This window comes from Acidicapsa acidisoli, from assembly GCF_025685625.1.
Taxonomy (GTDB): domain Bacteria; phylum Acidobacteriota; class Terriglobia; order Terriglobales; family Acidobacteriaceae; genus Acidicapsa; species Acidicapsa acidisoli.
Genome location: NZ_JAGSYI010000001.1, coordinates 1,849,974 through 1,865,274, shown reverse-complemented (window position 1 = coordinate 1,865,274; position 15,301 = coordinate 1,849,974). Strand labels below are relative to the sequence as shown.

Here is a 15,301-nt window from a genome sequence, read left to right as displayed (position 1 = left end):
TTCTTCCCGCGAACAACGAATCCCAAGGCAGATACAGGAGTCACACGATGACAGAATCGAACAAAATCCCCCTTGCCGGGAGTGAACGCGCACCCCTCAGCGGAGCCAGTCTCGTCGGACCAACCGACCCCAACCAGCTCGTTGAAGTCTCCGTCGTGCTCAAGCAGCGCCGCGAACTGAAGCTGGAGCACCTGCAAGGCCGTACGTTGAGTCATGAAGAGTTCGCCTCGACATACGGCGCGGACCCGGAGCACATCGCCCGCATCCATGCCTTCGCGAGTGCGCACAACCTGACCGTCGTAGATAGCCGCCATGAAATCGCCAGGCGGACGATCAAGCTATACGGCAAGGTGACCGATCTCGAGCAAGCATTTGGAGTAACCCTTAACGAATATGAGCACCCAGGCGGAAAATACAGGGGAAGAACTGGTCACATTCATCTGCCAGTCGAGCTTTCAGACATCGTGCAAGGTGTCTTCGGACTGGACAATCGCCCCCAGGCCAAGCCTCACTACCGGTCTCGCCCCTTAGGTGGCGCCTCCGACGCGGCTCCGGCGAACATTTCTTACAACCCACCTCAAGTAGCCCAGCTTTATAACTTTCCCACCGGAGTCACCGGCGCAGGCCAGACCATCGGCATTATCGAGCTAGGCGGCGGCTTTCAGCAATCCGACATTACAAACTACTTCCAGTCCCTGGGCATCACTCCTCCCACGGTCACCAGCGTTTCCGTTGACGGCGGCACCAACAGCCCCACCAACCCCAATAGCGCCGACGGCGAGGTGCTGCTCGATATCGAAGTTGCCGGGTCCGTAGCTCCCGGAGCGAATATCGTAGTCTACTTCGCGCCCAACACCGACCAGGGCTTTCAGGACGCAATGAGTTTGGCGATCCACGACAGCACCAACAACCCCTCGGCAGTCTCGATCAGTTGGGGCGGCCCTGAATCGACCTGGACTACGCAATCCATGCAATCCATGGATCAAGTCGCACAGGAAGCCGCGGCTCTCGGCGTCACCATCACTGTCGCCTCCGGCGATAACGGCTCAAGCGATGGCGTCAGCGACGGCTCCAACAACGTGGACTTTCCGGCATCCAGCCCCAACGTGCTGGCTTGCGGAGGCACAACGCTCATAGCCTCCAACACAACGCCGCCAACGATCTCCAGCGAAACCGTCTGGAACGATGGCGGTAACGGAGGCGCAACCGGTGGCGGATTCAGCGTCCAGTTCTCCCAACCCTCGTATCAATCTTCGCTGGCCACATCCTTCCCCGGCCAAACGGGACGAGGCGTTCCCGATGTCTCCGGCGACGCAGATCCGGACACAGGCTACAACATTCTTGTAGATGGCCAGCAGGAAGTTGTCGGAGGAACCAGCGCAGTCGCTCCGCTCTGGGCCGGCCTAATTGCGCTTCTCAATCAGCAGTTGAACACACGGCTTGGTTTCATCAACCCATTAATCTATACACTGCCCGAACCGAACAACGGCTTCAACGACATTACTCAAGGCAACAACGGAGCGTATTCCGCCGGCCCCGGATGGGACCCATGCACCGGTTTAGGCTCGCCCATCGGAACAACGTTAGCCACGCTGCTAGCCAGCCCACCAGCGAGTTAGCGGGTTGGCTAACTTGCTAATAAAACAGGTACTTCCGCCAGCGATCATCTCCACGCCCCAACATGCGCATGATCTGGCGGCTGGTATGCAGGCTGAAGGAGCGAGGCTCCTTCAGCAGCTTCATATCATCCAGTTCATGCAGCATCCGGTTGCCTTTGCGGCGATTGCAGCTATGGCAGCACGCCACCAAATTCTCCCACGTCGAATTTCCGCCCCGCGAGCGCGGAATCACATGGTCCAGCGTGAGTTCGCTCGAAGGCAGAACCACGCTGCAATACTGGCACGTGTTTCGATCGCGCAGCAGTATGTTCTTCCGCGAAAGCGCGCGTGTCTGGTGCGGAATACGGCGGTATTCGAGCAGGCGGATCACCGAAGGCAGGGCCATGCGGCTGCGTTGCGCATGCAGCATCAGACCATGCTCTTCCTCCGTCTTGGCCACGCCCTTCAGAACCAGCACCAGCGCGCGGCGCGCACCACAAATATTGATCGGCTCGTAGGAGGCGTTCAGGACCAGCACAGGCATCTGCATGACCTGACTCGATTGCGTCCAGGTCTGCGTGTCACCGTGGGCGACGTGAGCTGCGGCTTTGGCGAGTGACTTTTGCTTGCGGGCATGTATCATAGCTTTTCCAAGCGACATCGCTTCCCCTCATTAGCGTTGTAGATCCGGTTGCCTGTCTTGCGTTACCTGTCCTGCCTTGCCTATCCTTGCTGACTCCTGAAACGAGAACTGGTTAATGAATACTCACAGATTTGGACGAGCCCGGATCACTCCCAGCACCCTCCGGCATCGAAAGCCTGATAAATTTCCTGTCATCCCGCACCGGCAGCGGAACCCTCCGCTGCGCACGCGCCAAGGTAGCCACGCGGACTGACGCCGCCCCTGCTTCGATCAGCGTCTTGCTGCACGCCCTGGCAGTGGCGCCCGTCGTGTAGATGTCGTCCACCAGCAGAATGTGCCGTCCACGCACGCTTCCGGAATCGGAGACAAAAAAAGCGCCGCGCAAATTTTGGCGGCGCTGGCGGGGAGTCAACCCCGCTTGACTCTCCGTAGATCGTTGTCGCACCAACGAACTGGAAGACATCTCCAGCCTCCATTCGGGGTGAGTTTTCCTCAACGAACGCACAGCCTCGGTAGCTAGGGTTCTTGCCTGATTGAATCCCCGTTGGGCCATCCGGCCACGATGCAGCGGCACCGGCACCACGAGCATCTCGCGTGGACCGTCTTCAGCGAATTGTGCAATCGCGGTGGCCAACCTCGCTCCCAGTTCGCGCGAAAGTGGAGCAATGCGGTCGTACTTCAGTGCATGGATAGCCAAGCGCATCGAGCCTTCGTATACGCCGTAACTCACAGCTTGAGCAAACGCGGGAGGCGACATCCGGCACGCCCGGCATTGCTTCGCGGCGGGTGCATTGGTAATCCCCGAAGCAGGTTCGAGGAGATCCTCGCCGCAGCAAACGCAGCAATTAGCACGCTGAGGAGGAATTTCGTCCCAGCACGCTGTACACACCGGAGCCTCGGAGATTTTGGAAAGGAAAGACCCGCAAAGGACACAGCAGGAGGGAAGAAAAGCGCAACTCAGAGCATGACCCAGTCCGCTCAGGAGATTCATGGGCGCAAGAACCGTTGCACACCAAGACAAAGCTCCAGATACGGAGACATTTCGCGAAAGATCACGATAATGAGAACGAGGGTCGCTACTGAAGTCGCACCTCAATCTTGGCAGGCCGATCCGCGCCGCCTTGCCAACAGTATACGCAGACCCCAGGCAAGAAAGCTATCCCAGAAGGCAACCGTACCCTCGCAATTAACCTCTACGTCACAGTCGCATGAAATGGCAACAAACTCCAATGGAGGAAACCGATTGCTCAGGAAGTCTTCTCTCAATTGGAATGAGGCCGGACGACGCGCTCTCCGGCCCATGAGCGCGTCGAGTTTTCCTGTTCAACTATCTCCACTTACGAGGCCTTATTGCGCAGCTCCTGCTCCGCCCGGAACCAGTCATCAACATGCTGGCCATGCTGGTAGCCACGCTCCGCCCAGAAGCGGTGAGCGAGCTTTGCAACTTCCTCTTGCGAAACGGGCTTCACCATCGCAATGCCAGTCGCAGCTTCAACCTTTTTAACCGCGGTCTTCTTTGGCTTTGCGGTAGCTTTCGCTTTCTTTGTTGCCTCTGCCATAAGTGTCCTCCAATACGAATTCACGCTAAGAGCGCTTTGAATGATTAGTTCAAGGATAGCGGATTCAAGTAATTTGAGGATAGTCTAAAATTCAGATTGAACCTCTCCGATATACATTGGCCGCGCTCATTATATTAATCAGCAGGTGTAAGCTAATTACCTTCAGATATTTAAAGAAATCCGCCCGCAGAGCGGAAATCCCCGCAATCAGGCAGCACGACATGCCCTAAGAATATATTCCTGAGGTCAGAATATCTCGCGCAACCCCACGGTAAGTATAAGTACCCCAACACCTTTCAACTTATCCTGGGCCACGACTTTGACGTCGTTTTCCAGATATCCTCTTAGAAATCATGAAAACTTATCTGGCTGGGGTTCTTGACAACTCGGCTTAGAAGGCAGAGAGGCAAAAAAATTCGGATGCAACTTGGTTCAAAGTCGCATCCGAGGGAAAGAGCCGTTCATGATCGGACAAAACGCCCGAAATTACAGCGCGTGGGAATGAGGCGCGGTGGGTGGGTTGGTCGGCGGCGGGGTGGGTGCCGGGTTTGGGTTTGGAGCCGGATTCGGAGTCGGGCTTGGACTCGGGTCAGGGTTAGGAGCCGGAGTCGGGTTCGGATCGGGAGCTGGCTTCGGGTCGGGATTGGGAGTAGAAGGTGGCGTGGTTGGTTTTGGCTGACCAGGCTGCGAAGGGCTGGGCTGCGGTTCCTGAATGGCAACCGCGTTGGACGTCGGCTTCAGCGCAAAAGCCGGACTTACTGTAACAGCCGCAAATGCCGCTAGACTAAAAACACTGGTGGCGATAATACCTGGCGTGTTCGTTCGCATTGAATATGTAACCTCCGGGGATGTTAGGTAGCTCTTGTCCTTACTACCCTCTTGTCCTTCCCTACCTCAGATGCACCGGAATCACGGTGGGGTAGCCTGTGCAACGAGGGGCCGTGTTTCGTTTTGTACATCGCCTGCAACAATCTGTAAGTTATTGATCACTTATTCGAAGATAGTGCACCCGCGCTGCCCCCATATCGGGCTGAATCGAAAAGTAGGTTAGGTCGGGCGGGTGCTGACTCGCGCTCTCCTTCCGGTGCAAACCTTGCCCTATTTCGGGCCGACGGTCTCAACTCCCCGCCCCGTCCGGCGCTGCCTCCCTTGCCTGCGCTTTTTCATCTCCCGGCCTGATCCCGTATATTCGCAGTATCCCGCCGCCGGAGGCGTCACAGTGCCAGACTTTCAGCCTTACGTTTCACCCGCCGAACACCGGCCCGAGTTCACCGCGCGCGCCTTGCTGCTCGGCTCCTTTTTCGGCATCGTCTTCGGCGCCGTCACTGTGTATGTTGGCCTCCGTGCTGGACTTACCGTCGCCGCCTCGATCCCCATCTCGGTGCTTTCCATCAGTATTCTGCGCGTCTTCGGCAAATCCTCGATCCTCGAAAACAACATCGTCCAGACCACCGGAAACGCCGGCCAGTCAATCGCCTCCGGCGTCATCTTCACCCTCCCGGCGCTGATCTTCCTCGGCTTCGATCTTGAGTACTCGCGCATCTTCCTTCTCGCGCTCGTCGGAGGATGGCTCGGCGTACTCTTCATGATTCCCCTGCGCCGCCAGCTCATCGTCGAGGAGCACGGAACGCTCGCCTATCCCGAGGGCACCGCCTGCGCCGACGTCCTCATGGCGGGCGACCGCGGCGGTTCATTCGCCAGCCGTGTCTTTCTCGGCCTCGGGCTCGGCGGCATCTACACCCTGTTTCAAAACGAAAACCTCTTCGCAGCCTGGCCCGGCACGCCTAACTACGAGCCCGACCTGGGCCAGCAACACGTCCTCAAGGGCGCAGCTATCCGTTGCGACGCCACCCCTGAATACCTCGGCGTCGGCTACATCATCGGCCCCAAGGTCTCGGGAATCATCTTCGCCGGCGGCGTCTTTTCCTGGCTCGTCCTGATGCCGCTCATTCACTTCTTCGGCGCGGGCCTCGACCACCCCATCTACCCCGGCACTGTGCCCATCAGCGCCATGAGCCCCAGCCAGCTCTGGTCCACCTACATCCGTCCCATGGGCGCGGGAGCAGTTGCAGCCGCCGGCCTCATTACCCTGGTCAAGACCATCCCCACCATCGTCGGAGCGCTCACCAGCGGCTTCAGCAAGATGCGGAAATCCGGCGGAGTCACCGCCAAAGCGATCCGCACCGAAGACGACCTGCCCATGAGCGTCGTCATCGGCGGGTCCTTCGCTCTCGTCGCGATCATGTTCTTCTTCCTGCAATTCCGCCCCGTGCCCGGCGCCTACGTCGGACCGCTCGCCAACCTTGCCGCCTCGCTGCTCATCGTCGTCTTCGGCTTCCTCTTCGTGACCGTAAGCTCCCGCATTGTCGGCCTCATCGGCAGCTCGGCCAGCCCCGTTTCCGGAATGACCATCGCCACGCTCATGGCGACCTCAGCCGTCTTCCTCGTCAAAGGCTGGACGGCTCCCGCCTACGGCGCACTGGCTATCACCGTCGGCGGTGCAGTCTGTATCGCAGCCTCGAACTCCGGCGACACCAGCCAGGACCTCAAAACCGGCTTCCTCATCGGCGCTACGCCGCGCCTCCAGCAGATCGCACTCATGATCGGCGTCTGCGTCTCCACCCTGATCATCGGCGTCACTCTCACCGCCATGAATACCGCGTTCCAGGAGTTCCGCGCCGCGTCGCAATCCTGGGACATTAACGCGGTCCACTCCGGCGTAACAGTTCAGAAGAACGCCAAACTTCCCGAGCGAATTCCGGTCGTCGACGCCAGCAAGGTAACGACAACCCACGCTCCCGGCGAATACGTAGTCCTTAACGCGCTGGGCTCTCCTGAGCTGGCCGACGGCAAGTACCTCTACTCACCCACCTCCGGCAAAATCGAAGTCCAGTGGATTCAGGGCATCGGCAGCGAAAAAGCCGCCGCCCCGCAGGCCCGGCTGATGGCCACAGTCATCAACGGAATCCTGACCCAGAAGCTGCCCTGGGGACTGGTCCTGATGGGCGTCTTCGTCGTCATTGCCGTCGAGCTTCTCGGCATCCGTTCGCTTTCCTTCGCCGTCGGTTCTTACCTCTCGATCGGCACCACTCTGGCCATCTTCGTCGGCGGACTCGTGCGCCTTCTGGTCGATGCCGCACTGAAAAAAGCCGGCCAGGAAACAAGCGAAAGCGAGATCAGCCCCGGGGCGCTATATGCCTCAGGCCTTATCGCCGCGGGAGGCATCGTCGGCCTGATCGGTGTGGCCATCAAGGCCTACGAATCTCTTACCGGCAATCACGTCCCGATCCAGTTCCCCGAAGCGAACTTCCTGCACCACGACTGGATTTCAGTGCTGATGTTCGGCGCACTCGCCTTCTCGCTCTACCATTTTGCCCGCAAGCCAATGAAATCCTGACCAATGACGCGATCTTCAATCGACGTGGGTGGTATTGCGGATAGGCCAGCAGAAGCGGAAGTTTACCTCATCGATCGCGCAGGCTTGCGGAGTCGTGGTAATAAGGGCGGCCTGTAACGGCGCAGGAAAATCGCTTCCACATCTCGTAAATACCGCCAATGCCGCTTGCTCAGGAGAGAACAATCTCAAAAGCCTCCGGATCGCGCTCCATAGCCAGCATCGCCAGTTCATCCAGCGTGGCAGCCATCGCATAGGACAGCAGGTTAGTCCATGTGCGCGCATCCTCAACCGTGCCATCGGCAATCTCCAGAGGCTCCCCGACATTCACGAGAATCTCCGGCAGGCGTTCATTCCAATGCACATACTCGATGGCGACTGGCACGCACGTCATCCTGCCCATGCGGTTCATCAGGGCTCCCAGGCCGGGCCTGAAGATGATCGGCCGCTTGCGCACATCCTGACACTCACTCTCTGGAGTCACCCATAGCACCGCGCCCGGTCGCGCCAGCACCTGGTATCCCGCACGCAGCAACTGTCCCGCCGCGCGCGCGGAACCGTTGTCCACCGGGAAAAATCCCATCGGGCGAAATATGCCGTGATGCGCCAGCGCAGTCTCGTCCATGGGCGCATAATGCTCGCGGTGCGGAAGAACCGTCTGCCCCAGCAGCATGGCAGCCAGCGGATCCCACCAGGATGCGCGATTGGCAAACAGAATCAGCGGTTGAGCCTGCGGCGGAATCCGGCCCGCATTGGCCACCCGCATCGCGTGAAAATGCCGCCGCATATACCAGCGCAGATACATGGAAAACAGGGCAACGGCGCGACGCGAAGGAGCTTTTAGCTCGCCTCCGGTTCGCGCAGGATTGACCTGAGTTCGTGTCATACCGTCGTACGCTGCTCCTCTACCCGCCGACGAGGCTCCCTTGCTCGAACAGAAGCGCCCGCATCTCCACGATAACGCCGATCGACGGCGTCTGCAGAAATCTACCCGACATTCCCGCAATTCGAGCTTTCAGCTCTTATGAAGTAAGATGCGGGCCGCTCGCATCATGACCGCAAAATCACAACTTTCCCGCGGCCAACTCGTCTTTGTAAATCTTGCCGCCCTTCATCACGAAGCTCACATGCTCCAGCACTTCCACCTTGTCCAGCGGATTGGCCGTCACCGCGATCAGATCGGCGTACTTCCCAGCCTCCAGCGTACCCACATCCTTCGAACGGTCGATCAGATCCGCCGCACTCGAAGTCGCCGCGCGAATCGCCCCGGCCGGCGTCATGCCAAACTTCACCATGTAGTGAAACTGCTTCGCATTATCGCCATGCGGATACACCCCCGCATCCGTCCCAAACGCAATCTTCACCCCCGCCGCCACAGCCTTGGCAAAGTTTTCCCGCTGCAACCGGCCCACGGTCCTCTCCTTATCCACCATCTCCTTGGGCAAGCCAAACGCAGGCGCATTATTCAGGATGTAATCGTCGTTGTAGATATCGGCCACAAGATACGTCCCGTGCTCCTTCATCAACGCAATGCCCTCGGCGTCGATCAAACTGCCGTGCTCAATCGAGTCGATCCCTGCCCGCACCGCATCCTTGATTCCCTGCGTCCCATGCGCATGCGCGGCAATCTTGCGCCCTGCCCTATGCGCCTCATCCGCCGCGATCTTCAACTCGTCATAGGTAAACTGCTCCGCCCCCGGCTTGTCCCCCGCCGAAAGCACTCCACCTGTAGCCAGAATCTTGATGACATCCACGCCGTACTTCACCTGCTCGCGAACAACCCGGCGCACCTCGTCCGGCCCATCCGCAATCTGAAAGTCCTTCTCGTCGGGATACATCATGTTGTGCACCGCCGGAGCAAACCCATTCATATCCCCATGACCCCCGGTAATCGAAATCGGCGGCCCACTCGCCACTACCCGCGGCCCCGGAATAAACCCCGAATCAATCGCGTTCCGCAAATCCACCGCAAAAAACGGCTGCGAACCTACATCCCGCACGCTCGTAAATCCAGCCTGCAACGTCCGGTTGGCATTCACCACACCATTGAACCCGCCCTGAAACGGCGTAAAACGCACCTCGTTGATCGGGTCATACTGATCCGCGCGAACCTCCAGATGCGTATGACAATCAATCAGCCCCGGCAGCACCCAGTAATTGGAGAGATCAACCACCTTCGCCCCCGCCGGAATCGCAACCTCACCCGCCGGAGCAACCTTGGCGATCCTCTCGCCCTCAACCACCAGCACCACATTCTCGCGCAACTGATCCGAAGTAGCGTCAAAGAGATGCCCGGCCTTCACATAAACAGTCGGCGGCGCAGGCGAGGCGGATGTCTGGGCCAAAGCTTGCCCGGCTGTGAAAGCATGGACGACGAAGAACGCAGTAAAGACCGATAAACATAAGCGATGCAAGTGGATGCTCCCTAAGTAAATAGAATCTGGATGAATCCCACTTTATCGCATTCTCACGTGCAGCCTGCAATGATCCCAATACCATCGCATGACCCACACGCGCGTTCCGTATCAGCCTCTGCCTTGGTCACCTGCTCCCGCATGCAAGAAAGGTCCTCCATTCGCCGAAAATAGACCATCTGAATCTCGAAGTGATAACGTTGACGGTCTATGAATACAGAGACATCCGCATACCAAAGCCCGAAGGACCGTGCATATACCAAGACCCTCCTTAGCGCAGCCCCGAAAGAGGCTGCGGCATTCCTTAACCTAAAACGAACTGCAGAACGAAACGATGGAGCCATCCCGGTTAAGTATCGGGAACTGATGTCCGTGGCCGTCGCTCTGACGACTCAATGCGCCTATTGCATCGAGGCACACATCAACAATGCAGTTGAGGCAGGCGCGACTCGTGAAGAAATTGCAGAAACCGTGTTTATCGCGGCGGCGCTGCGTGCAGGCGGGGCAGTCGGAAATGGACTCCTGGCAATGCGTCTTTTCGAGGAAGCAATCGCTGCAAAAAAATGAGCGTGTCGGCTTCGACGTATTGGGCCGTAACACCTGGAGAGTGCGCCCAAGTAGAACTTCAGGCGGAGCCGTGGATTTACGTCGCCCTTTTTAGCAGTGGGCCAAGGGACGAATACCAGACCTGGCGAGGTGCTTAACCCTGAGCACTCGCCAGCCGCGCCACCCCCTCCAGCGAAAGCTTCGCCAGCACCTGCGCAAGGATCGGCGACCCATTCAGCGATTCAGGCCGCTCCAGCCGCATGCCAAGCTTGGCGGCATGCTCCCGAAAAGCAATGTCGATGTCGTAAAGAATCTCGACGTGATCGCACAGAAATCCAATCGGCTGCAGAATGACCGCCTTCACGCCCTGCGCCGCCAGCCCATCCAGCGTCTCCTCCACCGAAGGCCCAATCCACGGCCCGCCGCTCGCACCCTGACTCTGAAAAGCAAAGCTCCATGCCGCAACCTCCGGCACCCGCTCCGCCACCAGTCGCGCCGTAAGCTTCGCCTCCACCGAATACGGGTCCGCAACAGCCTCAGCTCCCGGCTTCGCTGTTGGCCAGTGAATCGGCTTGCCCTCCGCATCTCCGCCAGGCGCCGCAGCCTCAACCGTCCGCACCGGAACGCTATGCGCCGTAAACAGCACATGCACCGGTTCGCTCGTCTCGCTCGAAAACCTCAGGACAGCCACCCGCAGCCGTTCTGCAAAGGCATCCGCCAGCAGCGGCTCACCCGCCCAGCCTTCCAGAAAATCGAACCGCATTCCGCCGGCCTCAGCCAGCACCGCACGCCGGTATAGCCCAACCGAAGTCCGCGAGTTCTGCGGAGCCAGGCAAACCACCGCGGCTTCCTCAATACCGTCCGCCCGCATCTGCTTCACAACATCCGCAATGTAAGGCCGCCAGTTGCGCATCCCCAAATACACCGGAACATCCACGCCGGCCCTGGCCAGCTCAGCCCGCAGCAACTCCGCCTGCTCCATCGTCAGCTCCGTCAGCGGACTATGCCCCTTCGGTTCGCCAATCAGCGAATAGCGATGCTGAATCTCCTCCACCACATGCTGCGGCATCGGCCTGCCGCTAACCACATTACGCAGATACTCCGGAATCTCGTCGACCGTAGCCGGTGTTCCATGGGCGAGCAGCAAAACCGCGCGCTTAGCCAAGCGTCACCTCCGGCCCGTTACCCGTTTGGACCTGAAGGTCTTTACGGGTAAATCTAGGCGAAAGCGCCTTCACCATCTTCACCACCGTCTGCACATTCTCAACCGGCGTTCCCGGCACAATCCCATGGCCCAGGTTGAAGATGTGTCCCGGCCTGCCATCCGCCTGCTCCAGCACCTGTCTCACCCGCATTTCCAGAATCGGCTCCGGCGCAAACAGCGTAATCGGGTCCAGGTTGCCCTGCACCGCGCAGCTATCGCCCAGCGCCTGCCATCCCTCAGCCAGCGGAGTGCGCCAGTCCAGCCCGATCACATCCGCGCCAGTCTCGCGCATCGACGGCAACAGACTTGCCGTCTCCACGCCAAAATAGATCACCGGTACACCCAACTCCTGCACTGCACGAACCAGCCGCTTAGTCACCGGCAGCACATAATCGCGATAATCCTCGACTGAGAGCGAACCAACCCAGCTGTCAAAAATTTGTATGACATCCGCGCCCGCATCTACCTGCTGCTTGCAATACGGCACCAGCACCGACACCAGCTTATCCAGCAGCTTCTGCCACGCATAGGGCTCGGAATACATCATCTGCTTGGTGAAGACGTAGTTACGCGAACTGCCGCCTTCAATCATGTAGCTGGCCAGCGTAAACGGCGAACCGCAAAATCCAATCACGCCCTTCGATTCGCCAAAATGTCCGGCAACCTTCCCAATCGCCGCGGCGACATACTCCAACTGGCTCGTCCGGTCCGTGCGCAGCTTCTCAATCTGCTCCAGCGTGCGCAGCGGATGATGGACCAGCGGCCCTTCGCCGGCCACAAACTCAAAATCCAGCCCCATCGGCTCAAGCGGGAGCAGCAGATCGGCAAAAATGATCGCCGCATCCACGTCCAGCTTCTCAGCGGCGGTAATCGTCACCTCGGCAGCCAGTTCAGGCCGCTTGCAGATCTCCACTAGCGTGTGGTGCTTGCGCACTTCGCGGTACTCTGCCATATACCGGCCAGCCTGGCGTAGGAACCAGACCGGCGGCCTATCAACGGGACGGCGCAGACAGGCACGAACAAATCGGCTGCCACCCGTCAACTCCAAAGGCGCGCCCGGATTTTCGATCAAAACACTCATAATTCCTGATTCTAGTTGTTCGAAAGCACTCTTGCCGACTGTCCCTCCTATGCCACAAATAGGCGGTTTCATACCGCGATAAGAGAGGTATTCCAATCACGGAAAAGAAAAGATATGTCGCTGTCTACGCGCTGAATTCCAGCTAAACCTGTGATCGCCCGATATTGCCGAAAATTGCCTTCAGTGCGAGCATAATGAAAGCTGATGCCTCCCCAATCTGTCCGCACCCCACAGCAGTGGAGAGAGCAAAGCACTAAAAGGGCGTTAAAGTGCACCAAAACCGCCTAAAAATGCACCTCTAAATCCCCATAAACCATCTGGAATGTGAGCGATACCGCCGAAAAAGCGGTACCCCCTACCCCCTGTGGTGGTTTTGTTCTCTCAATCTTCGCCTAGAAAGCTAATTTTCGGTCGCCGCTAAGCCTTCGTCGCGATCGTTTGAATCGCGCCAACCAGCTTGTCCAGATCGGCAATGGTCGTATAAACATGGGGGGTTACACGAACGCAGCTGATGTTCTCCCAGACGATGCCCACTGTGTGGATCTTGTACCGGTCGAAGAGTGCATTCTCTAACTGTGCCGGAGTCATGCCATCGATGCTGACTCCGCAAATGGCGCATGAGTATTCGTGGTTGAGCGAGGTGTGCAGTCTGACCTTTGGCGTCTGCTGCACTCTCGATGCCCAGTAGGCTTTGAGGTAGTGAATTCGCTCTTCCTTGCGCCTGCTGCCGATCCCCTCATGAAAATTGATGGCCTCTCCGATGCCCTGCTCAATGGGAAAGCTGCGGGTGCCCAGCGTTTCGAACTTACGGATGTTGGCGCTGCGCGGCTCGCCGTTACAGGTGAGCGGCCATATCTTCTCAATCTTGTCCTGTTTGATCCATAACATTCCCGAACCGATCGGGGCCGAGAGGAACTTATGCAGGCTCGTTCCGAAGTAATCACAATGCAGATCGGGAATCTTGAAATCAAGCAGGCCAAAGGAATGAGCGCCGTCGCAGATCACTTCAATGCCGCGAGCGTGCGCCATATCCGCGATCTTTGCGACAGGCATAGTCTGGCCGACCCAGTTGATCATGTGAGTTACATGGATAAGCTTTGTTCGGTCGGTGATGGCCTGCTCATAGGCGTGGACGATCTGCGCATCGTCTTCGATAGGAAAGTCGAAGCTGATCTGTTTGTATTGAATTCCCTGGCGCTGCGCCTTCTGGCGATAGGCCTGGATCATGTTGGGATAGTCCTGTTTCGTCCCGATAACTTCATCGCCGGGTTTGAGATCGAGGCCATAGATGACGGTGTTGAGCGCTTCGGTCGAGTTGCGATTGATCGCGATCTCTTCGGGTGAGACTCCGGCGAGGCTGCCGAGCTTTTCGCGGAGTGGTTCACGGCCCTGGTCGAGGATGCGCCACATGTAGTACGAGGGGCCTTCGTTAGAGAGCTGGTTATAACGCTCGACGGCCTGCTGCACGACTACGGGCGAGGGAGATACTCCGCCGTTGTTGAGGTTGATCAAGTTGGAATTAACGGAGTAAGAGCGTTGGATCACCGACCAGTAGTCTTCGTTCTGCGCGACCTCGCTCGGACTGAGCGCACTGACTTTGCCCGACGCTGCCGCAAACTCGGCGGCGTGCGCCTGGTGGAAGAGGCTGTTGACGGAAAACGCGCCAGCGAGTGCTGCTGCCTGCTTGAGGAAGGTACGACGACCGTTCGGATTCATGCCGATTAGTGTAGGCATTGGAGTAGACGGCGGCAACGGAAAAGCGGAACGCCAGCGAAATGATAGTCTGCTTGGCGTGGATTGCCGGTCAGACTTGCAGAATGGAAAGCGGGCATTGAGTTAGATGAGTTCTGGATACGATATTGATGAAACTATGGACCGTCGGATTGCCGCACGCACGGTTCTTGGATTGGACATTGGCGGCACAAAGACGGCATGTGCTGAGGGAACGTTGGATGGGCGGATTCTGCAACGGATTGAGATGCCGACGCGGGCGATTCAGCCCTTTTCGGAGACGTTTCCGGAGATCGTGGGCAATCTCAATTCGTTGATATCAACTGCAAATCTGGAGAGCCGAAGCGTTGCTGCGATCAGCGTGTCGATTGGCGGACCACTCAAGATTGGCGAGGGAGTGCTGATCGATCCCCCGCACTTGCCTGGATGGCATGGCGTGGCATTGAAGGCGCAGCTCAGGCAGGCGTTTCCTGAGATTCCGGTGCATGTGGAGCATGACGGAAATGCCGGGGCGCTGGCGGAGTTTCACTTTGGCGTGGGACGCGATCGGCGCGACTTGCGGCATCTGATCTTTCTCACCTTTGGGACCGGGATCGGCGCCGGATTCATTGTGAATGGCCGGATACTCCGCGGAGCGACAGACACGGCAGGCGAAATCGGGCACTGGCGGCTGGCGGAGGATGGTCCGCTGGCCTTTGGAAAGCGGGGATGCTGGGAGTCGTTCGCTTCGGGCGCGGGACTGATTCACCTGGCAGCACAGATGTTCCCGGCGCGATGGAGGCAAGACACGCCTATTCGAGAATTGGTCGAGGCGATGCTGACCGATGACTACGAGGCAATGGAGGTGGCGCGCGTGGCCGGGCATTGGATGGGACGCGGGCTAGCGCTGCTGATCGATGCGCTCAATCCGCAGGTAATCGTCTTCGGGTCGTTGGGAGTTGTGCTGGGTGAGCGTATCCTTGGACCAGCCCGGAAGGTGATTGCGGAAGAAGCATTGCCCCAGGCTGCAGCGGTCTGTGAACTTCTTCCTTCGGCACTGGGAAGCAGCATCGGAGATATTGCGGCCCTGATGGCGGCGATTACGGAACCGGGGTTGTAGCCGTTGCCCGGCGCTCACGCTATATCTCTTGT

Annotated in this window: 13 protein-coding genes; 4 read left to right on the top strand and 9 right to left on the bottom strand. The window is 58.5% G+C overall.

Annotation, left to right across the window (positions count from 1 at the left end; genetic code table 11):
• The first annotated feature begins 47 nt into the window (after positions 1 to 47).
• Positions 48 to 1,619: a S53 family peptidase gene (locus tag OHL23_RS07490; protein WP_263351165.1), complete on the top strand. Its 1,572-nt coding sequence runs from the start codon at positions 48 to 50 to the stop codon at positions 1,617 to 1,619.
• Between the two features lie 16 nt (positions 1,620 to 1,635).
• On the opposite strand, the gene OHL23_RS07485 is transcribed toward OHL23_RS07490, so the two are convergent.
• The 4 genes from OHL23_RS07485 to OHL23_RS07470 form a co-directional block, all read right to left on the bottom strand.
• A complete protein-coding gene (locus OHL23_RS07485; protein ID WP_263351164.1) occupies positions 1,636 to 2,259 on the bottom strand; it encodes an HNH endonuclease in 624 nt (207 codons plus the stop codon).
• A 94-nt stretch (positions 2,260 to 2,353) separates the two neighbouring features.
• The gene (locus OHL23_RS07480) at positions 2,354 to 2,998 is read right to left on the bottom strand and encodes a ComF family protein (RefSeq protein WP_263351163.1); all 645 of its coding nucleotides are present in this window, start codon (positions 2,996 to 2,998) and stop codon (positions 2,354 to 2,356) included.
• 580 nt (positions 2,999 to 3,578) lie between these two features.
• Positions 3,579 to 3,800: a DUF2934 domain-containing protein gene (locus tag OHL23_RS07475; protein WP_263351162.1), complete on the bottom strand. Its 222-nt coding sequence runs from the start codon at positions 3,798 to 3,800 to the stop codon at positions 3,579 to 3,581.
• 486 nt (positions 3,801 to 4,286) lie between these two features.
• On the bottom strand, positions 4,287 to 4,628 hold the full coding sequence (locus tag OHL23_RS07470) for a hypothetical protein (RefSeq protein ID WP_263351161.1): 342 nt from the start codon (positions 4,626 to 4,628) through the stop codon (positions 4,287 to 4,289).
• Between the two features lie 391 nt (positions 4,629 to 5,019).
• On the opposite strand from OHL23_RS07470, the gene OHL23_RS07465 reads away from it, so the two are divergent.
• Positions 5,020 to 7,197 carry an OPT family oligopeptide transporter gene (locus tag OHL23_RS07465; protein ID WP_263351160.1) on the top strand — a complete coding sequence of 726 codons (2,178 nt, stop codon included), beginning with the start codon at positions 5,020 to 5,022 and terminating at the stop codon, positions 7,195 to 7,197.
• Between the two features lie 169 nt (positions 7,198 to 7,366).
• Here OHL23_RS07465 and OHL23_RS07460 read toward each other — a convergent pair whose 3' ends face one another.
• Together OHL23_RS07460 and OHL23_RS07455 are read right to left on the bottom strand one after the other, a co-directional pair.
• Positions 7,367 to 8,080 carry a lysophospholipid acyltransferase family protein gene (locus OHL23_RS07460; protein WP_263351159.1) on the bottom strand — a complete coding sequence of 238 codons (714 nt, stop codon included), beginning with the start codon at positions 8,078 to 8,080 and terminating at the stop codon, positions 7,367 to 7,369.
• Between the two features lie 178 nt (positions 8,081 to 8,258).
• Positions 8,259 to 9,608, bottom strand: a complete 1,350-nt coding sequence (locus OHL23_RS07455) for a Xaa-Pro dipeptidase (RefSeq protein WP_263351158.1) — start codon at positions 9,606 to 9,608, stop codon at positions 8,259 to 8,261.
• A 210-nt stretch (positions 9,609 to 9,818) separates the two neighbouring features.
• On the opposite strand from OHL23_RS07455, the gene OHL23_RS07450 reads away from it, so the two are divergent.
• Positions 9,819 to 10,175 carry a carboxymuconolactone decarboxylase family protein gene (locus tag OHL23_RS07450; RefSeq protein WP_263351157.1) on the top strand — a complete coding sequence of 119 codons (357 nt, stop codon included), beginning with the start codon at positions 9,819 to 9,821 and terminating at the stop codon, positions 10,173 to 10,175.
• Positions 10,176 to 10,308: 133 nt separating this feature from the next.
• Here the strand turns inward: OHL23_RS07450 and OHL23_RS07445 are convergent, their stop codons facing one another.
• The 3 genes from OHL23_RS07445 to OHL23_RS07435 form a co-directional block, all read right to left on the bottom strand.
• A complete protein-coding gene (locus OHL23_RS07445) occupies positions 10,309 to 11,319 on the bottom strand; it encodes a ferrochelatase (RefSeq protein ID WP_263351156.1) in 1,011 nt (336 codons plus the stop codon).
• The gene (gene hemE / locus OHL23_RS07440; RefSeq protein WP_263351155.1) at positions 11,312 to 12,439 is read right to left on the bottom strand and encodes a uroporphyrinogen decarboxylase; all 1,128 of its coding nucleotides are present in this window, start codon (positions 12,437 to 12,439) and stop codon (positions 11,312 to 11,314) included. Before hemE ends, OHL23_RS07445 begins: the two co-directional genes overlap by 8 nt.
• A gap of 417 nt (positions 12,440 to 12,856) precedes the next feature.
• Positions 12,857 to 14,173, bottom strand: a complete 1,317-nt coding sequence (locus OHL23_RS07435; protein WP_263351154.1) for an aminotransferase class V-fold PLP-dependent enzyme — start codon at positions 14,171 to 14,173, stop codon at positions 12,857 to 12,859.
• Positions 14,174 to 14,309: 136 nt separating this feature from the next.
• Here OHL23_RS07435 and OHL23_RS07430 point away from each other — a divergent pair, with 136 nt between their 5' ends.
• On the top strand, positions 14,310 to 15,269 hold the full coding sequence (locus OHL23_RS07430; protein WP_263351153.1) for an ROK family protein: 960 nt from the start codon (positions 14,310 to 14,312) through the stop codon (positions 15,267 to 15,269).
• Positions 15,270 to 15,301 lie beyond the last annotated feature (32 nt).